The organism is Pseudomonas sp. S1(2024), assembly GCF_046557535.1.
This window is the reverse complement of record NZ_JBKGFP010000021.1, coordinates 30,333-49,539: the sequence shown is the minus strand read 5'-3', so window position 1 is coordinate 49,539 and position 19,207 is coordinate 30,333. Positions and strand designations below refer to the sequence as shown.

Annotated in this window: 19 protein-coding genes; 13 read left to right on the top strand and 6 right to left on the bottom strand. The window is 60.2% G+C overall.

Annotated features, from left to right (window positions below; genetic code table 11):
* Positions 1-222 precede the first annotated feature (222 nt).
* Together cysD and cysN are read left to right on the top strand one after the other, a co-directional pair.
* Positions 223-1,140, top strand: a complete 918-nt coding sequence (gene cysD, locus ACLCGK_RS09040) for a sulfate adenylyltransferase subunit CysD (RefSeq protein WP_013974136.1) — start codon at positions 223-225, stop codon at positions 1,138-1,140.
* Between the two features lie 16 nt (positions 1,141-1,156).
* Positions 1,157-3,058: a sulfate adenylyltransferase subunit CysN gene (gene cysN / locus ACLCGK_RS09035; protein WP_054573306.1), complete on the top strand. Its 1,902-nt coding sequence runs from the start codon at positions 1,157-1,159 to the stop codon at positions 3,056-3,058.
* Positions 3,059-3,276: 218 nt separating this feature from the next.
* Here cysN and ACLCGK_RS09030 read toward each other — a convergent pair whose 3' ends face one another.
* From ACLCGK_RS09030 to ACLCGK_RS09020, 3 genes are all read right to left on the bottom strand, one after another.
* Positions 3,277-3,540, bottom strand: coding sequence for a bacteriocin immunity protein (locus tag ACLCGK_RS09030; protein WP_015271731.1), 264 nt, complete (start codon positions 3,538-3,540; stop codon positions 3,277-3,279).
* On the bottom strand, positions 3,537-5,774 hold the full coding sequence (locus ACLCGK_RS09025; protein WP_410951848.1) for an S-type pyocin domain-containing protein: 2,238 nt from the start codon (positions 5,772-5,774) through the stop codon (positions 3,537-3,539). The genes ACLCGK_RS09030 and ACLCGK_RS09025 overlap by 4 nt, the downstream gene beginning before the upstream one ends.
* A gap of 112 nt (positions 5,775-5,886) precedes the next feature.
* Positions 5,887-6,366: an Lrp/AsnC family transcriptional regulator gene (locus ACLCGK_RS09020; protein WP_016488989.1), complete on the bottom strand. Its 480-nt coding sequence runs from the start codon at positions 6,364-6,366 to the stop codon at positions 5,887-5,889.
* Between the two features lie 127 nt (positions 6,367-6,493).
* Here ACLCGK_RS09020 and ACLCGK_RS09015 point away from each other — a divergent pair, with 127 nt between their 5' ends.
* Complete coding sequence (locus ACLCGK_RS09015) at positions 6,494-7,690, top strand: methionine gamma-lyase (protein WP_410951847.1); 1,197 nt, start codon at positions 6,494-6,496, stop codon at positions 7,688-7,690.
* A 176-nt stretch (positions 7,691-7,866) separates the two neighbouring features.
* Here the strand turns inward: ACLCGK_RS09015 and ACLCGK_RS09010 are convergent, their stop codons facing one another.
* Positions 7,867-8,301, bottom strand: coding sequence for a YhcB family protein (locus tag ACLCGK_RS09010; RefSeq protein WP_003257164.1), 435 nt, complete (start codon positions 8,299-8,301; stop codon positions 7,867-7,869).
* A 135-nt stretch (positions 8,302-8,436) separates the two neighbouring features.
* Here ACLCGK_RS09010 and ACLCGK_RS09005 point away from each other — a divergent pair, with 135 nt between their 5' ends.
* From ACLCGK_RS09005 to zapE, 3 genes are all read left to right on the top strand, one after another.
* Entirely contained in the window at positions 8,437-9,072 is a 636-nt protein-coding gene (locus ACLCGK_RS09005) for an alpha/beta hydrolase (RefSeq protein ID WP_410951846.1), read from the top strand.
* Between the two features lie 25 nt (positions 9,073-9,097).
* A complete protein-coding gene (locus ACLCGK_RS09000; protein WP_003257163.1) occupies positions 9,098-10,447 on the top strand; it encodes a tryptophan--tRNA ligase in 1,350 nt (449 codons plus the stop codon).
* Between the two features lie 166 nt (positions 10,448-10,613).
* A complete protein-coding gene (zapE, locus tag ACLCGK_RS08995) occupies positions 10,614-11,708 on the top strand; it encodes a cell division protein ZapE (protein WP_013974130.1) in 1,095 nt (364 codons plus the stop codon).
* Positions 11,709-11,825: 117 nt separating this feature from the next.
* Here zapE and ACLCGK_RS08990 read toward each other — a convergent pair whose 3' ends face one another.
* Positions 11,826-12,746 carry a GlxA family transcriptional regulator gene (locus tag ACLCGK_RS08990; RefSeq protein WP_169774643.1) on the bottom strand — a complete coding sequence of 307 codons (921 nt, stop codon included), beginning with the start codon at positions 12,744-12,746 and terminating at the stop codon, positions 11,826-11,828.
* Positions 12,747-13,021: 275 nt separating this feature from the next.
* Positions 13,022-14,062 carry an NADP(H)-dependent aldo-keto reductase gene (locus tag ACLCGK_RS08985; RefSeq protein WP_410951845.1) on the bottom strand — a complete coding sequence of 347 codons (1,041 nt, stop codon included), beginning with the start codon at positions 14,060-14,062 and terminating at the stop codon, positions 13,022-13,024.
* A 257-nt stretch (positions 14,063-14,319) separates the two neighbouring features.
* On the opposite strand from ACLCGK_RS08985, the gene rplM reads away from it, so the two are divergent.
* The 7 genes from rplM (at position 14,320) to ACLCGK_RS08950 (ending at position 19,185) form a co-directional block, all read left to right on the top strand.
* Complete coding sequence (gene rplM / locus ACLCGK_RS08980; RefSeq protein WP_003260798.1) at positions 14,320-14,748, top strand: 50S ribosomal protein L13; 429 nt, start codon at positions 14,320-14,322, stop codon at positions 14,746-14,748.
* Between the two features lie 14 nt (positions 14,749-14,762).
* The gene (rpsI, locus tag ACLCGK_RS08975) at positions 14,763-15,155 is read left to right on the top strand and encodes a 30S ribosomal protein S9 (protein WP_003260797.1); all 393 of its coding nucleotides are present in this window, start codon (positions 14,763-14,765) and stop codon (positions 15,153-15,155) included.
* Positions 15,156-15,418: 263 nt separating this feature from the next.
* Entirely contained in the window at positions 15,419-16,012 is a 594-nt protein-coding gene (gene petA / locus ACLCGK_RS08970; protein ID WP_015271723.1) for a ubiquinol-cytochrome c reductase iron-sulfur subunit, read from the top strand.
* A complete protein-coding gene (locus ACLCGK_RS08965; protein WP_003260795.1) occupies positions 16,012-17,223 on the top strand; it encodes a cytochrome b in 1,212 nt (403 codons plus the stop codon). Before petA ends, ACLCGK_RS08965 begins: the two co-directional genes overlap by 1 nt.
* Complete coding sequence (locus tag ACLCGK_RS08960; protein WP_013974125.1) at positions 17,223-18,002, top strand: cytochrome c1; 780 nt, start codon at positions 17,223-17,225, stop codon at positions 18,000-18,002. The genes ACLCGK_RS08965 and ACLCGK_RS08960 overlap by 1 nt, the downstream gene beginning before the upstream one ends.
* Positions 18,003-18,119: 117 nt before the next feature.
* Positions 18,120-18,743: a glutathione S-transferase N-terminal domain-containing protein gene (locus tag ACLCGK_RS08955; protein ID WP_410951844.1), complete on the top strand. Its 624-nt coding sequence runs from the start codon at positions 18,120-18,122 to the stop codon at positions 18,741-18,743.
* 10 nt (positions 18,744-18,753) lie between these two features.
* Entirely contained in the window at positions 18,754-19,185 is a 432-nt protein-coding gene (locus tag ACLCGK_RS08950; RefSeq protein ID WP_410951843.1) for a ClpXP protease specificity-enhancing factor, read from the top strand.
* Positions 19,186-19,207: the final 22 nt, after the last annotated feature.

Here is a 19,207-nt window from a genome sequence, read left to right as displayed (position 1 = left end):
TGGTAGTCCCCCCCCCCAAAAGGGGTGGGGTGGGACGTGGGGGGGGGGGGGCGTGCCCGCGAAGGGCCGCAGAGCGGCCCCTATTCCAGCCCAAACCCCCAGTCATATCGTTAGACTTTTTCGATCTAGCCGGCCTCCTAAATAGAAGCAGCCGCTGTGATAAAGTGGCTCGCTCGAACACGGCCCGCAGGCCGTCCATAAGATCGTTTTTCGTGAGTAGCCATGGTCGACAAACTGACGCACTTGAAACAGCTGGAGGCGGAGAGCATCCACATCATCCGCGAGGTGGCCGCCGAGTTCGACAACCCGGTGATGCTGTACTCGATCGGCAAGGATTCCGCCGTGATGCTGCACCTGGCGCGCAAGGCCTTTTTCCCAGGCAAGTTGCCGTTCCCGGTGATGCACGTCGACACCCAGTGGAAATTCCAGGAGATGTACAGCTTCCGCGACAAGATGGTCGAGGAAATGGGCCTGGAGCTGATCACCCACGTCAACCCCGAGGGTGTGGCGCAGGGCATCAACCCGTTCACCCATGGCAGCTCCAAGCACACCGACATCATGAAGACCCAGGGCCTGAAGCAGGCGCTGGACAAGCATGGTTTCGATGCCGCCTTCGGTGGTGCTCGCCGCGACGAAGAGAAGTCGCGGGCCAAAGAGCGCGTTTACTCGTTCCGTGACAGCAAGCACCGCTGGGACCCGAAGAACCAGCGCCCGGAACTGTGGAACGTGTACAACGGCAAGGTCAACAAGGGCGAGTCGATCCGCGTCTTCCCGCTGTCGAACTGGACCGAGCTGGACATCTGGCAGTACATCTACCTCGAAGGCATCCCGATCGTGCCGCTGTACTTCGCCGCCGAGCGTGAAGTCATCGAGAAGAACGGCACCCTGATCATGATCGACGACGAGCGCATCCTCGAACATCTCACCGATGAAGAGAAAGCGCGCATCGTCAAGAAAAAGGTGCGTTTCCGTACCCTTGGCTGCTACCCGCTCACGGGCGCTGTCGAGTCGGAAGCCGAGACGCTCACCGACATCATTCAGGAAATGCTCCTGACGCGCACTTCCGAGCGCCAGGGCCGAGTCATCGACCACGATGGCGCCGGTTCCATGGAAGACAAGAAACGTCAGGGCTACTTCTAATTTTCAGGGTTACTCCATGTCGCACCAATCCGATTTGATCAGCGAAGACATCCTCGCTTATCTGGCTCAGCACGAGCGCAAAGAACTGCTGCGTTTTCTCACCTGCGGCAACGTGGATGACGGCAAGAGCACCCTGATCGGGCGCCTGCTGCACGACTCGAAGATGATCTACGAGGACCACCTCGAGGCTATCACCCGCGATTCGAAAAAGGTCGGCACCACCGGCGAGGAAGTCGACCTGGCGCTGCTGGTCGACGGTCTGCAGGCCGAGCGCGAGCAGGGCATCACCATCGATGTCGCCTACCGCTATTTCTCCACCGCCAAGCGCAAGTTCATCATTGCCGACACCCCGGGCCACGAGCAGTACACCCGCAACATGGCTACCGGCGCGTCCACCTGCGACCTGGCGATCATCCTGGTCGATGCCCGCTACGGCGTGCAGACCCAGACCCGCCGCCACAGCTACATTGCCTCGCTGCTGGGCATCAAGCACATCGTGGTCGCGGTCAACAAGATGGACCTCAAGGGCTTCGATCAGGGCGTTTTCGAATCGATCAAGGCCGACTACCTGAAGTTCGCCGAAGCCATCAACCTGGTGCCGAGCAGCCTGCACTTCGTGCCGATGTCGGCGCTCAAGGGCGACAACGTGGTCAACCACAGCGAGCGTTCGCCGTGGTATGCCGGCCCGACGCTGATGGAAATCCTCGAAACCGTCGAAGTGTCGGCCGACCGCAACTTCACCGACCTGCGCTTCCCGGTGCAGTATGTCAACCGCCCGAACCTGAACTTCCGCGGTTTCGCCGGCACCATCGCCAGCGGCGTGGTGCACAAGGGCGATGAAATCGTCGTGCTGCCGTCGGGCAAGAGCAGCCGCGTCAAGTCCATCGTCACCTACGAAGGCGAGCTGGAAAACGCAGGCCCTGGCCAGGCCGTGACCCTGACCATGGAAGACGAGATCGACATCTCCCGTGGCGACCTGCTGGTGCATGCCGACAACGTCCCGCCGGTCACCGACCAGTTCGACGCCATGCTGGTGTGGATGGCCGAGGAGCCGATGCTCCCGGGCAAGAAATACGACATCAAGCGCGCCACCAGCTACGTGCCGGGCTCGATTGCCAGCATCACCCACAAGGTCGATGTGAACACCCTGGAGCAGGGCGCTGCCAGCGCGTTGCAACTGAACGAGATCGGCCGCGTCAAGGTGTCCCTGGACGCCTCGATTGCCCTGGACGGTTACGAAAGCAACCGCACCACCGGTGCGTTCATCGTCATCGACCGGCTGACCAACGGCACGGTCGGCGCCGGCATGATCATCGCTCCGCCAGTCCTGCCGCACGGCAGCACCGGCCATCATGGCAAGCTGTGCCATGTGGCCACCGAAGAGCGCGCCCTGCGCTTCGGCCAGCAGCCTGCCACCGTGCTGTTCAGTGGCCTGTCCGGCGCTGGCAAGAGCACCCTGGCCTACGCCGTGGAGCGCAAGCTGTTCGACATGGGCCGTGCAGTGTACGTGCTCGACGGCCAGAACCTGCGCCATGACCTGAACAAGGGCTTGCCGCAGGACCGTGCCGGCCGCACCGAGAACTGGCGCCGCGCCGCCCATGTGGCGCGCCAGTTCAACGAAGCCGGTCTGCTGACTCTGGCCGCGTTCGTGGCCCCGGATGCAGAAGGCCGCGAACAGGCCAAGGCATTGATCGGCAAGGAGCGCCTGGTGACCGTTTACGTCCAGGCCTCGCCGCTGGCCTGCCGTGAGCGTGACCCGCAAGGCTTGTACGCTGCTGGTGGCGACAACATCCCGGGCGAAAGCTTCCCGTACGATGTGCCGCTGGATGCCGACCTTGTGATCGATACCCAGGCCACGAGCGTGGATGAGGGCGTGAAGCAGGTGCTGGACGTGCTGCGTCAGCGTGGCGCGATCTAAGCGCCAGGCTGCCTGCAAGAAAAACCCCGCTTCGGCGGGTTTTTTTATCCTGCTATTTATAGCCGCCAAAGCCAGCGGCCTTGAGATACTGGTCGGTAAATAGGCGACCGTTGCGGCCATTGCCCAAAACGCGCTTGGCGCAGCCTTCCTGTGGATGTTTGGAAATTTTTACTGAGTTGCGCTTTGGTGGTACACCCCGCGTGAGCGGGGTGTCGAATTCATTCTGGTTTGAATCCTGGCTTGCCGTTGGCTGCACGCCACTCTTTTATTATGCGTAGAATTTCTTCAGGCGTGTCAAGGCCGTCTGCTTCAGGCCAATAAATTAGGTCTGACCCGTTGGGGTGTTCGCTCAGAGTCTTGAATGCCATGATTTGTGCATCAAGTTCTTGATCGCTTATGTTGTCTGGTGGGTTGATTATTGATTTGATGAAATTCAAGAAGTCAAGTTCTGTATATTCGGAGATCGTGGCTTTTTGAGTCATTCGGAGGCCCCATAGTGAATGGCATGATGCGCCGCTGGTGTAACTACTCTTAAGTTGTCTACGTCGTATACAGCCCCGCTCTCGGAAATTGGAATCACGTGGTGGAGTATGAAGGTTGCGTGACCTTTGTGGTGATCTTTGTCACGCGCTCTGGGCGCGCGCCCTTTGGCGATGAGACTCTTGTTTGCATCATTGAATTGGCTAGAAAGCTCTGGGGTATCGGATAACGCCTTCCAGAATGCGGTTCTGAACTCATCGAAGTCTCGAAACTCTCTTCCCCTCAGCGCATTTGCAATTTGTGTCGGGATTTTTGCTCCGGCCCCTCTGGTTATGTCCCCAAGCCAGATGCCATCGATCTCCGCCCCTGAGCCCATGACAATACCTGGCTCATATCGCGGACTCTTGAACACCACCAGAATAGGCGGTAATCCCGAGTCCATGGGGAAGGTAATGATCAGCCGTTCCTGATCCAGCAGATCAAGCGCGGGGTAGCCTTCCTGTTCGTTATTCACAGGGTTCAGGCTGCTACCGGCATAGACGATGGTGCCTGGGGGTAGTTGCGGAAGGCTGGTGGAACTTCCTTGCTCACCACCCGGAGCACTGGCAGGTGTCCACGTCAGAATCCGCTGAGGATTGTCCAGCGCCAGGCTGTACACCTGCCGTTCCGTGTCGAACGTTGCTGCACGAACCGCTACCGGTTTGCCGCCTGGCACCACATACAGGTCTAGGGTGTCTTCGCTTTCGGCCCCTGCCATGAGATACGGTAAGTCGATACTGGTGGATGTTGCGGCCAGCGCGGCAATGTCTGGCCCGTCAGGCGGTACCAGGCTGGATAGTGGGGTGCTAATGAGGTAGTGGCGTTCGCTGTTGCCCAGTGTCGATGGCCAGGCCATTGCGAGGGTGCCAACGGAAAGCGAGCGAAGAGAAACAGCAACCAGACGACTGATCGCCGAAGTTATTGCTTTGCTCAATGCTGTGTACGATGTTTCGGCAATTGCAAAGGTTGCAGCGCCGATGGGGATTACGGCTGGCGCTGATCCTGCAAACTGCGCCTGGTGGTTATAGCACACGCGCTGGCGTATAGCCTCCTGCCATTGTTGCTCGGCTTCGGCCTGCTGGCGCGCAGCTTCTTCTTGTGCGGCGAGTTGCCCTTGCAGGCTCTCTACCTCAACGGCGCGCTGCACCAGGTTTTGCGTGGCACTTGTGTAGACACCCAGAAACCGGATCGATTCGGTCAGAGCAAGCGCCTGGTGATACTCCTTCCAGCGTGGACCGGCACGCCGTAACCGCTGCTCATCCACGAGGTGCAGAAGCCCTTCGAGTTGCGGCTTTGACAGAGGGCCGTTGATTTGAGGGTTTTGGTCCGGGTATGACGGGATTTGCGATTGTTTGCCCTGGATCAGGGCAACAGCAGTGGCTAGATAAGCACTGAGTGCCTGAACGAGCGAGAGTGCGTCGTCAATGACTGTCTGCCCCAACTCGTGCTGAATAACACTGGGCAAGCAGTTGAAATGAATTTGCCGCTCTGCATGGATTTGCGCTGTTCTTCGGGCAATGGCCTGCGACAAGTCCATTGGCCGATGACTCAGCTCATCCTGATCCACTTGTGTTGCCAGGCTTTCCAGGTCATCTGCCAGTGCCTGAATCTTGAGTGCTTCAAGATGCAGGCGATAGGCGCCATCCCATGAACTGTGCAGTTTGGCGCCCCATTCTGCCCCCAGTTCTTCACCCGTTGTTGCGGCGAAAAAGCCCGGGTCGAGAAATCGGCTCATCATTGAATCACCGCGTTTATAGAACGCGGGTGCACCGAAATAACTGTTGGCGTCGGGCAGGATCTGTAGATAAAGATCACGCATCTGATTGATGCGTGTGGTGAGAATGACCTGCTCGGCTGATGCCGCTGTCAGAGGGGCGCCTGCCTGGCTCGCTTCCGCTTTTATTTGGGACTTCAATGCTGCAATTGTGCTTGGCAGCTGGTTCGTCTCTTGACGGTATTTTTCCAAATAATCTTTTTCAACGATATGGTATTCCTCTGCGAACACCTTTCGAGTGGAAATTACGCGTGCAATATCGCTTTTGGTTGGACTGGTCCCGCGAGGATACCCGTCGCTAAGCCCCCAGCCACCTCCCCCCGGCCCACCACCACCGCCAATATAATGCAGCTCAATGCCCGTTGGTGGCTGCGCACTGATGTATAGCGCTTCATCGAGATAATATGCGTTGTCTTTAGCCATGTAGGTTCTCCTGATCGCTACATGGGCTAGCTTTCCGTAAATGTAACTCGCTGTATGTCGGCTGCGGTTCGGTAATCAGTAGGACCGTTCCTGGCGTGCTGAAAGACCTGTCCTAGATATGTTTTTCCGACACCGGTATCACCCGTTTTTCCTTCACCGCTTTGTACGAAAAACTCGAATAGATCTCCTTCACCCCCGGTAACCGCTGCAGCACTTCCCGGGTGAACTCGCCAAACGACTCCAAATCCCGCGCCAGGATCTCCAGCAAGAAGTCATAGCGCCCGGAGATGTTGTGGCAGGCGACAATCTCGGGAATTTCCATCAGCCGCTGTTCGAATGCCAGTGCCATGTCCTTGGTGTGCGAGTCCATCATGATGCTGACGAACGCGGTGACGCCAAACCCCAGTGACTTGGGCGAGAGGATGGCCTGGTAGCCGGTGATGTAGCCGTTGTCCTCCAGCAACTTGACCCGCCGCCAGCATGGCGAGGTGGTTAGCGCTACCTGGTCGGCAAGTTCGGCAACGGTGAGGCGGGCATTGTCCTGCAGGGCAGCGAGCAGGGCGCGGTCGGTGCGGTCGAGGCTTGAAGGCATGTTTTGCCCTCCTGGTCCGGTAATTATTATTTTTGTTCCAACAAGCACGCGTATGCGTGGGCCATTTTGGAAAAAATCGGGCAGCTCGGTGGCATAAGCTTATAGCAAACCACAAGAGGCTGTTGCCATGCGCGACTCCCATAACAACACCGGTTTTTCCACGCGGGCCATTCACCATGGCTACGATCCGCTTTCCCACGGTGGCGCCCTGGTGCCGCCGGTGTACCAGACCGCTACCTATGCCTTCCCCACAGTCGAATACGGTGCTGCTTGCTTCGCCGGGGAGGAGCCGGGGCATTTCTACAGCCGCATTTCCAACCCTACCTTGGCTCTGCTGGAGCAGCGCATGGCCTCGCTGGAGGGCGGCGAGGCGGGGCTGGCATTGGCGTCGGGCATGGGGGCCATCACCTCGACGATCTGGACCCTGTTGCGCCCTGGTGATGAGCTGATCGTCGGGCGCACATTGTACGGCTGCACTTTTGCTTTCCTGCACCATGGCATTGGCGAATTCGGCGTGAAAATCCGCCATGTCGACCTGAACGATGCCAAGGCCCTGAAAGCGGCGATCAACAGCAAGACGCGGATGATCTACTTCGAAACGCCGGCCAACCCCAACATGCAGCTGGTGGATATCGCCGCGGTGGCCGAGGCGGTGCGCGGGCATGATGTGCATGTCGTGGTCGACAACACCTACTGCACGCCCTACCTGCAGCGGCCGCTGGAGCTGGGAGCGGACCTGGTGGTGCATTCGGCGACCAAGTACCTGAGTGGCCACGGCGATATCACTGCCGGTCTGGTGGTGGGGCGCAAGGCGCTGGTCGACCGCATTCGCCTGGAAGGGCTGAAGGACATGACCGGGGCGGTGCTGTCACCCCACGATGCGGCGCTGCTGATGCGCGGTATCAAGACCTTGGCCCTGCGCATGGACCGACATTGCGCCAATGCCCAGCAGGTGGCGGAGTTTCTGGCTCGGCAGCCGCAGGTGGAGCTGATTCACTACCCAGGTTTGCCGTCGTTTGCCCAGTACGAGCTGGCGCAGCGGCAGATGCGTTTGCCGGGCGGGATGATCGCCTTCGAGCTCAAGGGGGGGATCGAGGCCGGGCGCAGATTCATGAATGCCCTGCAACTGTTTGCGCGGGCGGTGAGCCTGGGCGATGCCGAGTCGCTGGCGCAGCATCCGGCGAGCATGACGCACTCCAGCTATACCGCGAAGGAGCGGGCGCATCACGGGATATCGGAGGGGCTGGTGCGCCTGTCGGTGGGGCTGGAGGACGTGGAGGACCTGCTGGCGGATGTCGAGCAGGCATTGCAGGCCTGCAGCTAGGTTGCCTGGGCCGACCTCTTCGCGGGTAAACCCGCTCCTACAGGTCAGGCGCAGTATTTGAAACCTGCGCCGCCCCTGTGGGAGCGGGTTCACCCGCGAAGAGGCCACCGCGAAGAGGCCAGTGAATCCAGCCCATGAAAAAGGCCTCTTGCGAGGCCTTTGTCATTTTCTGCAGATCAGCGCTTGAGCCCGTAGCTCTCGTCGAGCATGCCCGGCGAGTTCGGTGCTTTCGGCGCGTAGTCGCGTGGCACTTCGGCGTCCTTCGGCGGGGTCAAACGGTCGCGTGGGCCTTGCGCTGCCTCGGAGTGCAGGGCTGCCAGCAAGCGTTGGCGAGTGACGTCGTCCAGGGCCAGGCTGTTGGCGCCTTCGGCCAGGTGGTCCTGCACGTCCTGATAGCTTTGGGTCAGTTTCTTGACCAGCACGGCCGTGCTGTTGAAATGAGTAACCACTTCGTTCTGATAGCTGTCGAAGCGCTTCTGGATATCATCCAGTTGACGCTGGGTGCTGCTCGGCGCGGCATTGGGCAGCAGGCGAGCGACGACGAACCCAACCACCACGCCGATGACCAGGGCCAGGGTCGGCAACAACCAAACAAGGAGCGAGAGTTCCACGAGTCCTTCCTCTATAAACGGCTTTGCTTTACGTTAACGGCTCAGACCTGCGCTGTATACCGCGAGCGATCGCAAATCAGAACAGAATTCCTCATCTAGACGAATCGACCCCTTCCGAGGTCACGGAGTAGTGCCTTGCTTGTCCGCGAAACCCCCTTGTTCATCGATGGCCCCAGCGGCCAGCTGGAAGCCTTGTACCTGGACGTGGCCAATGCACGTGGCGCGGTGCTGATCTGCCACCCCAACCCGGTCCAGGGCGGCACCATGCTCAACAAGGTGGTCTCGACCTTGCAACGCACCGCCCGTGACGCCGGCTACGTGACCTTGCGGTTCAACTACCGTGGCGTCGGGCAGAGCGCAGGCACCCATGACATGGGCGCTGGCGAGGTGGCTGATGCCGAAGCCGCTGCGGCCTGGCTGCGCGAAAAGCACCTGGGCCTGCCGCTGGTGCTGATGGGTTTCTCGTTCGGCGGCTTCGTCGCCACCAGCCTGGCCGGCCGCCTGGAAGCTGCCGGAGTAGAGCTGCAACAGCTGTTCATGATCGCCCCGGCGGTCATGCGCCTGACGGCGGATTTCCCGCTGCCGCAGCGCTGCCCGATCACCGTGGTGCAGCCGGACGCCGACGAAGTCGTCGCGCCGCAGCTGGTTTACGATTGGTCCGACAGCCTGTCGCGCCCCCATGAGCTGCTGAAAGTGGCAGAATGCGGACACTTCTTCCATGGCAAGCTGACCGATCTGAAGGATCTGCTGCTGCCGCGCCTTTCGAACTGAGCCAAGCCTGAATAAGCGAACACCCATGACCACGCGCATTCTCACCGGTATCACCACCACCGGCACTCCGCACCTGGGCAACTACGCCGGCGCCATCCGCCCGGCGATCCGTGCCAGCCAGCAGCCCGGTGTCGACTCGTTCTACTTCCTGGCCGACTACCACGCCCTGATCAAGTGCGACGACCCGCTGCGCATCCAGCGTTCGCGCCTGGAAATCGCCGCCACCTGGCTGGCCGGTGGCCTCGACCCGGACAAGGTGACCTTCTACCGCCAGTCCGATATCCCGGAAATCCCCGAGCTGACCTGGCTGCTGACCTGCGTCAGCGCCAAGGGCCTGCTCAACCGTGCACACGCCTACAAGGCCTCGGTGGACAAGAACCTGGAAAATGGCGAAGACCCGGATGCCGGCGTGACCATGGGCCTGTACAGCTACCCGGTGCTGATGGCTGCGGACATCCTGATGTTCAATGCCAACAAGGTGCCGGTCGGTCGTGACCAGATCCAGCACGTGGAAATGGCCCGCGACATCGGTCAGCGCTTCAACCACCTGTTCGGCCAGGGCAAGGACTTCTTCGCCCTGCCGGAAGCGGTGATCGAGGAGAGCGTCGCGACCCTGCCGGGCCTGGACGGGCGCAAGATGTCCAAGAGCTATGACAACACCATCCCGCTATTCACCAGCGCCAAGGAGATGAAAGACGCCATCTCGCGCATCGTCACCGACTCGCGTGCGCCTGGCGAGGCGAAAGACCCGGACAACGCTCACCTGTTCACCCTGTTCCAGGCCTTCTCGACGCCGGCGCAGTGCGCCGAGTTCCGTGAAGAGCTGCTGCAGGGCCTGGGCTGGGGCGAGGCCAAGCAGCGGCTGTTCCAGCTGCTGGACGGCCAGCTGGCCGAGAAGCGCGAGTACTACCACCAGCTGATCGCCCGCCCGGCGGACCTGGAAGACATCCTGCTGGCCGGCGCTGCCAAGGCTCGCAAGATCGCCACGCCATTCCTCGAGCAGCTGCGCGAGGCCGTTGGCCTGCGTTCGTTCCGTAGCAGCGTGCAGGCCAGCACCGAAGTGAAGAAGAAGGCCGCCAAGAGTGCGCGTTTCGTCAGCTTCCGCGATGAAGACGGCAGCTTCCGCTTCCGCCTGCTTGCCGCTGATGGCGAGCAACTGCTGCTGTCGCGCAGCTTCGCCGACGGCAAGAGCGCCGGCGCCGTGAGCAAGCAGCTGCAGCAAGGTGGCGAGGCGGATGTACGCGTCGAAGGCCTGGGTTTCGGTCTGTGGCTGAACGGTGAACAGGTTGCCGAGGGGCCGCAGTTCGACAGCGCCGAAGCCCGTGATTCGGCCATCGAAAGCCTGCGTGCAGCGCTTGCGCCACAACCGGACTGAAGATGGTGAAACTGTGGGAGCGGGCGTGCCGGCGAAACAGGCGCCGCGTTGCATGGCACCGGCTTTGCCGGTGTTCGCGGGCACGCCCGCTCCCACAGACTGATTGCCATTAAGCGGGCCTGTCGCTACAGTGACGGCCCGTTTTTTGTTGCCCCGCTAACGAATCATGACGCCCCTAGAACGATATCAAGCAGATCTGAAACGTCCCGACTTCTTCCATGACGCGGCGCAGGAAACTGCGGTGCGTCACCTGCAGCGCCTGTACGATGACCTGGTACACGCGCAGAACAACAAGCCGGGTGTGTTCGGCAAGCTGTTCGGCAAGAAGGAGCAGACCCCGGTCAAGGGCCTGTACTTCTGGGGTGGGGTAGGGCGCGGCAAGACCTATCTGGTCGATACCTTCTTCGAGGCGCTGCCGTTCAAGCAGAAGATGCGCACGCACTTCCACCGCTTCATGAAGCGTGTGCACGAGGAAATGAAAACCCTCAAGGGCGAGAAGAACCCGCTGACCATCATTGCCAAGCGCTTCAGCGAAGAAGCCAAGGTCATCTGTTTCGACGAATTCTTCGTGTCGGACATTACCGACGCGATGATTCTCGGCACCCTGATGGAAGAGTTGTTCAAGAACGGCGTATCGCTGGTGGCTACCTCCAACATCGTGCCGGACGGCCTGTACAAGGACGGCCTGCAGCGCGCGCGTTTCCTGCCGGCCATCGCCATGATCAAGCAGTACACCGAGGTGGTGAACGTCGACAGCGGGGTCGACTACCGCCTGCGTCACCTGGAGCAGGCCGAGCTTTACCATTACCCGCTCGATGAAGCGGCTCACCAGAGCCTGCGCGCAAGCTTCAAGGCACTGACCCCCGAGTGCACCCAGGCGGTCCAGAACGACGTGCTGATGATCGAGAATCGCCCGATCAATGCCCTGCTTACCTGTGACGACGTGGCCTGGTTCGACTTCCGCGCTCTGTGCGACGGCCCTCGTAGCCAGAACGACTACATCGAACTGGGCAAGATCTTCCATGCCGTGCTGTTGAGCAACGTGGAGCAGATGGGCGTCACCACCGACGACATCGCCCGCCGCTTCATCAACATGGTGGACGAGTTCTACGACCGCAACGTCAAGCTGATCATCTCGGCCGAGGTGGAGCTGAAGGACCTGTATACCGGTGGGCGCTTGGCCTTCGAGTTCCAGCGTACCCTTAGCCGCTTGCTGGAGATGCAGTCGCACGAGTTCCTGGCGCGGGCGCACAAGCCTTGAAATTGCCGGGGCCGCTTTGCGGCCCTTTCGCGACACAGGCCCGCTCCTACAGGATTAAGCGATTCCCTGTAGGAGCGGCCTTGTGTCGCGATGGGCTGCAGGGCAGCCCCATTGGCCTCAAGCCTCTTGCATGAACTGCTGCCGATACTGGTTCGGCGACAGCTCGGTATGCTGACGGAACAGCCGCGCAAAGAAACTGGCATCGTCATAGCCCACCTCATAACTGATGGTCTTGATGCTCTTGCGCGTGCTCGACAACAAGCCCTTGGCCGTCTCGATCCTCAACCGTTGCAGGTAGTGCAGCGGCTTGTCACCCGTAGCGCTCTGGAAACGCCGCATGAAATTGCGAATGCTCATGCCGTGGTTGCGAGCCACGTCCTCGAAGCGGAACTTGTCGGCGAAGTGTTCTTCCAGCCAGTGCTGTATCTGCAGGATGATCAGGTCCTGGTGCAGCTTCTGCCCGCCAAAGCCCATGCGTCCCGGGGTGTAATTGCGCTGCACTTCGTAGAGGATGTCGCGGGACACGGCGCGGGCCACGTTGGCGCCGCAGAAGCGTTCGATCAGGTAGATGTACAGGTCGCAGGCTGAAGTGGTCCCGCCGGCGCAATAGAGGTTGTCTGCATCGGTCAGATGCTTGTCCTGGTTCAGCCGGATCTTCGGGAAGCGTTCGGCAAAGCTGTTGAAGAAGCGCCAGTAGGTGGTCGCTTCCTTGCCATCGAGCAGGCCGGACTCGGCCAGCCAGAATACGCCACTGGCCTCGGCGCACAGCACCGAGCCACGGGCATGCTGTTCACGCAGCCAAGGCAGTACCTGTGGATAACGTTGCAGCAGGTTGTCGAAGTCATCCCAGAAGGCCGGAAGGATGATCACGTCTGCGTCGTCAAGGCCGCCTTCGACTGGCAACTGCACATTGCTGAAGCTGTCCACGGGCTGGCCGTCCGGGCTCACCAGGCGAATCTCGAACATGGGCTGCAGGCCCAGGCCCAGTTGCTTGCTGTAGCGCAAGCTGGCGAGGTGGAAGAAATCCTTGGCCTGCATCAAGGTCGAAGCGAACACCTTGTCAATGGCCAGGATGCTGACGCGCCGCAGCGACGCGGAGGGTTGGGTAAACATCATTGTCATTGTTCTTATAGGGTAGAGTGGTCAATCACCGGCTGGATCGTCTTATTTTTTGGCGATTGTGTCTAGCCTGCCGGACCGCGCGTGCTTCTTCGTGGGCTCGCCCGCTCCCACAGGTACTGCATAGGCCCTGAACTGTGTACGGTCCCTGTGGGAGCGGGCGAGCCCGCGAAGAAACCAGCACAGGGTCCGGCTCAAGGCGCCGGGTTCGGTTGCTCCTGGTGAATCGCCTCGATCGCCGCCAGCAGTTCATCACTCAGGCTCAGCTTGAGGCTGGCAAGGTTGCTGTCCAGCTGTTCGAGGCTGGTCGCGCCAATGATATTGCTGGTCACGAACGGCTGCCGGGTAACGAACGCCAGGGCCATCTGTGCCGGGTCCAGGCCGTGCTTGCGGGCCAGCTGCACATAGCGGCTGCAGGCCGCCACGGTCTGTGGGTTGGAATAACGGGCAAAGCGGCTGAACAGGGTCAGGCGTGCGTTTTCCGGGCGTGCGCCGTTCTCGTATTTGCCGGAGAGCATGCCGAACGCCAGCGGCGAATAGGCCAGCAGGCCGCATTGCTCGCGGATGGCCACTTCCGCAAGGCCCACCTCGAAACTGCGGTTGAGCAGGTTGTAAGGGTTCTGGATCGATACCGCTCGCGGCCAGCCGCGGCTTTCAGCCAGTTGCAGGAACTTCATGGTGCCCCACGGCGTTTCGTTGGACAGGCCGATGTGGCGGATCTTACCCGCGCGTACCTGCTCGTCGAGCACTTCGAGGGTTTCTTCCAGCGGGGTGAAGTGGTCTTGTGGCAAATGCTGGTAGCCTAGCTTGCCGAAGAAGTTGGTGCTGCGCTCGGGCCAGTGCAGCTGGTACAGGTCGATGCGGTCGGTCTGCAGGCGCTTGAGACTCTCGTCCAGCGCCGCGACGATATGCTGGCGGTTGTGCTTGAGCTGGCCGTCGCGAATGTGGCTGATGCCGTTGCCGGGGCCGGCGACCTTGCTGGCCAGCACCCAGTCGTCGCGATCGCGATTGTCACGGAACCAGTTGCCGATGATGCGCTCGGTGGCGGCGTAGGTTTCGGGGCGGGGCGGCACCGGGTACATTTCGGCGGTGTCGATGAAGTTGACCCCGGCGGCCTTGGCCCGGGCAATCTGCTCGAAGGCCTCGGCCTGAACGTTCTGCTCGCCCCAGGTCATGGTTCCAAGGCACAGGGCACTGACATTGAGGTCGGTACGGCCGAGCTGGCGGTATTCCATCGGATAGACACTCCTTGGCAAAGAAGCCCATCAAAGCAGGTTGAAATTTTTCGCGCAATCTGGATAATTCGGCACCTCTCCGTGTGGCGGAAGTGATGCACCACCACGCAGGAAGAACCCCGTCGAACATTGGCGTGCCTGACCCGAGCCCCCAAAAGCGTCAGCGTTCGGCTGCGCGCTTGCCCTTGGCAAGCTGTGCACTATCCAGTAAGATTCGCCGTCTATTTTTCGCTGGGCGGCCTCTGAGGCTTTAGAGAATGAAAACTTTTACTGCTAAACCGGAAACAGTAAAGCGCGAGTGGTTCGTAGTCGACGCCGCTGGCCAGACCCTGGGTCGTCTGGCTACCGAAATCGCTAGCCGTCTGCGTGGCAAACACAAGCCAGAATACACCCCTCACGTTGACACCGGCGACTACATCGTCGTTATCAACGCCGAGCAGGTTCGTGTGACTGGTGCCAAGTCTTCCGACAAGATGTACTACTCCCACTCCGGTTTCCCGGGCGGTATCAAGGAAATCAACTTCGAGAAGTTGATCGCCAAGGCCCCTGAGCGTGTTATCGAAACTGCGGTCAAAGGCATGCTGCCGAAGAACCCGCTGGGTCGCGACATGTACCGCAAGCTGAAAGTGTACGCGGGTGCTGCTCACCCACACACTGCTCAGCAGCCTCAAGAACTGAAGATCTAACGGGATAGTTCATTATGTCGGCGACTCAAAACTACGGCACTGGCCGTCGCAAGACCGCAACCGCTCGCGTATTCCTGCGTCCGGGTACTGGTAACATTTCCATCAACAACCGTTCTCTGGACGTGTTCTTCGGTCGCGAAACCGCTCGCATGGTTGTTCGTCAGCCGCTCGAGCTGACCGAAACCGTTGAGAAGTTCGACATCTACGTCACCGTTTCCGGTGGTGGTGTCAGCGGTCAAGCCGGTGCGATCCGTCACGGTATCACCCGCGCTCTGATGGAATACGACGAAACCCTGCGTGGCGCTCTGCGTCGTGCTGGCTACGTCACCCGCGACGCTCGTGAAGTCGAGCGTAAGAAAGTGGGTCTGCGTAAAGCGCGTAAGCGTCCTCAGTACTCCAAGCGTTAATACCGCTTCGGCAGTCGAAAAAAGCCCGGTTCTTTGGAACCGGGCTTTTTTTATGTCTTGAACTAACCTGTCAGCATGTCCGTGACGACTTGCCGCATAGACGCAGATCAAGCAAAGCGAGGGTTATAGCCCGTTCCCCGGGTAATCACCTTGTCAGTGTGTGGATTTGTTTCTTACCATGGCGGCCAATTTTTAGTGCCACAGACATTACCTAAGTACAGGCCAGGTCCAACTGGTCAAGCAAGCTGATGGGAGAGGACTGAATGAGCAATGACGGCGTCAACGCAGGCCGGCGCCGCTTCCTCGTAGCCGCGACATCCGTAGTCGGGGCGGCGGGGGCAGTGGGGGCTGCGGTACCGTTCGTGGGGTCATGGTTTCCCAGTGCCAAGGCGAAAGCCGCGGGTGCACCGGTGAAGGTCAATATCGCCAAGGTCGAGGCCGGGCAGCAGATGGTGGCCGAGTGGCGCGGTCAGCCAGTGTTCATCGTGCGGCGAACGGACGAGATCCTCGGTAACCTGAAAAAGGTCGTAGGTGATCTGGCTGACCCCGAGTCCAAGGCCTCGGTGCAGCCCACCTACGTCGATCCGCAGGTTCGTTCGATCAAGCCGGAAATCCTCATCCTTGTTGGCCTGTGCACACACCTGGGCTGCTCGCCCACCTTCCGCCCGGAAGTCGCACCCGCCGACCTTGGCCCGAAATGGGTCGGTGGCTATTTCTGCCCGTGCCACGGTTCCCACTACGACCTGGCCGGCCGTGTCTACAAGTCGCAGCCGGCGCCACTCAACCTGCCCGTGCCACCGCACTCTTACGAGTCGGACGAGATCGTCGTCATCGGCGTTGACCAGGAGAACGCATGATGAGCAAGTTCATGGACTGGATTGATGCTCGCTTCCCCGCGACCAAGATGTGGGAAGACCACCTGAGCAAGTATTACGCACCCAAGAACTTCAACTTCCTGTACTTCTTCGGCTCGCTGGCGTTGCTGGTGCTGGTCAACCAGATCGTCACCGGTGTGTGGCTGACCATGAGCTTCACGCCCTCGGCAGAAGAGGCGTTCGCCTCGGTCGAGTACATCATGCGGGATGTGGAATACGGCTGGATCCTGCGCTACCTGCACTCCACCGGTGCATCGGCGTTCTTCATCGTCGTCTACCTGCACATGTTCCGCGGCCTGCTCTACGGTTCCTACCAGAAGCCGCGTGAACTGGTGTGGCTGTTCGGCATGCTGATCTACCTGGCGCTGATGGCCGAAGCCTTCATGGGCTACCTGCTGCCGTGGGGCCAGATGTCGTACTGGGGTGCCCAGGTGATCATCTCGCTGTTCGGTGCCATTCCGGTGATCGGTGGCGACCTCACCCAGTGGATCCGTGGTGACTACCTGATCTCGGGTATCACTCTGAACCGCTTCTTCGCCCTGCACGTGGTTGCCTTGCCGATCGTGATTCTCGGCCTGGTGGTCCTGCACATCCTCGCCCTTCATGAAGTGGGTTCGAACAACCCCGATGGCGTCGACATCAAGAAGAAAAAGGACGAAAACGGTATCCCGCTGGACGGTATCCCGTTCCACCCGTACTACACCGTCAAGGATATTGTCGGCGTGGTGGTGTTCCTGTTCGTGTTCTGCGCCGTGGTGTTCTTCTTCCCGGAAATGGGCGGTTACTTCCTGGAGAAACCTAACTTCGAGCAGGCGAACGCCTTCAAGACCCCCGAGCACATTGCGCCTGTGTGGTACTTCACGCCGTTCTACGCGATCCTGCGTGCGGTGCCTGACAAGCTGATGGGCGTCATTGCCATGGGTGCGGCCATTGCCGTGTTGTTCGTCTTGCCCTGGCTCGACCGCAGCCCGGTCCGCTCCATGCGCTACAAGGGCTGGATCAGCAAGCTCTTCCTGCTGGTGTTCTGTGTGGCCTTCGTCATCCTCGGCATACTGGGCGTGCTGGCGCCGACACCTGGGCGTACCTTGCTGTCGCAGGTGTGCACGGTGTTGTACTTCGCCTACTTCCTGCTGATGCCGTTCTACACAAGGCTCGAGAAGACCAAACCGGTTCCGGAAAGGGTGACTGGCTGATGAAAAAGTTGATTGCAGTATTTTTGCTGGCAGTGATGCCTGCCTTTTCCTTCGCTGCCGAAACGGGCCTGGAGCTGGACAAGGTCGACATCGACCTGAGCGACAAGGCCGCCATGCAGGACGGTGCGCGTACCTTTGCCAACTATTGCATGGGTTGCCACAGCGCGAAGTTCCAGCGTTACGAGCGGGTTGCTGATGACCTGGGCATCCCCCACGAGCTGATGCTCGAGAAGCTGGTGTTCACCGGTGCCAAGATCGGTGACCACATGCAGATCGGCATGAAGCCCAGTGACGCCAAGACCTGGTTCGGCGCTGCACCGCCCGACCTGACCCTGGTGGCCCGAGTGCGTGGTACCGACTGGTTGTACACCTACCTGCGCAGCTTCTATGAGGACCCGTCGCGGCCTTATGGGGTGAACAACAAGGTGTTCCCGAACGTCGGCATGCCTAACGTGCTGGTCGGCTTGCAGGGTAACCAGGTGGTTGGCTGCAAGCAGGTGCAGACCGTGACCGATGGCAAGAAGCAATTCGACCCACTGACTGGTAGCCCGCTGACTCATGAAGCCTGCGACCAGCTGACCATTACGCCGAATTCCGGTACCCTGACGACCGAGCAGTTCGACGAGAAGGTCAAGAACCTGGTGACCTTCCTGGCCTATTCGGCCAACCCGGTCAAACTGGAAAGCCAGCGCATCGGTACCTATGTGTTGCTGTACCTGGCTTTCTTCTTCGTATTCGCCTACTTGCTCAAGCGTGAATACTGGAAGGACGTGCACTGATCACGCAGTAGTTTCTGGTTGTTGAACGCGCCCGTGGTGGCCTGGCAGATCTGCCAGGTCCCCACGGGCGCGTTTTCATTTACAGTTTTACAAGCATCCCGTACGAGGAGGCGCTACATGGGCGCAACCAACAGGTTAGCCTGCTATTCCGACCCCGCTGATTACTATTCTCATCGGGTACGCCTCGTGCTGGCCGAGAAGGGCATCAGCGTGCAGGTCATCGATGTCGATCCCGGTCGACTGCCGCCCAAGCTGGTCGAGGTGAATCCTTACGGCAGCGTGCCGACCCTGGTCGACCGTGACCTGGCGCTGTATGAATCGACCGTGGTGATGGAGTACCTCGAGGAGCGTTATCCACATCCGCCGCTAATGCCGGTGTACCCGGTTGCGCGGGGGAACAGTCGCTTGCTGATGCACCGCATCCAGCGCGACTGGTGCTCCCTGGCCGATACCGTGCTCGATCCGCGCAGTAGCGAGGCTGCCCGAACCGAAGCGCGCAAGGCATTGCGTGAGAGCCTGACCGGGGTCTCGCCGTTGTTCGGCGAGTACGCCTGCTTCATGAGTGAGGAGCAAAGCCTGGTCGATTGTTGTCTACTGCCCATCCTCTGGCGTCTGCCGGTGTTGGGTATCGAGTTGCCGCGGCAAGCCAAGCCGCTGCTGGATTACATGGAGCGGCAGTTCGCCCGCGAGCCTTTCCAGGCGAGCCTGTCCTCTGTAGAACGTGAAATGCGCAAGCTTTAAGGAGCCGTTGATGAACTCCAGTCGCCCCTATCTGGTTCGAGCACTGTACGAGTGGATCGTCGACAACGATTGCACGCCCCATATGCTGGTCAATGCCGAATTCCCGAAGGTCCAGGTGCCGGACGGTTTCGCCAGTGATGGCCAGATCGTCTTGAACATCTCGCCAAGTGCCGTGCGCAGCCTGCACATGGACAACGACGCGGTCAGCTTCGAGGGCCGCTTCGGTGGTGTGGCTCACTCGCTGTACGTGCCGGTTGGCGCCATCCTGGGTATTTACGCCCGCGAGAATGGCCAGGGTATGGTCTTCGAGCTGGAGTCGTCCTCGATGGAGGACGATGAGCAGGAAGATGATGATGTGCAGCCCGATGACGATGGCCCGCCAGAGGGGGGTGGCCAGCCGCCACGCCCGACTGGTCGACCAAGTCTGAAAGTGGTCAAGTAATAAAAAAGGCGATCCAACCGGA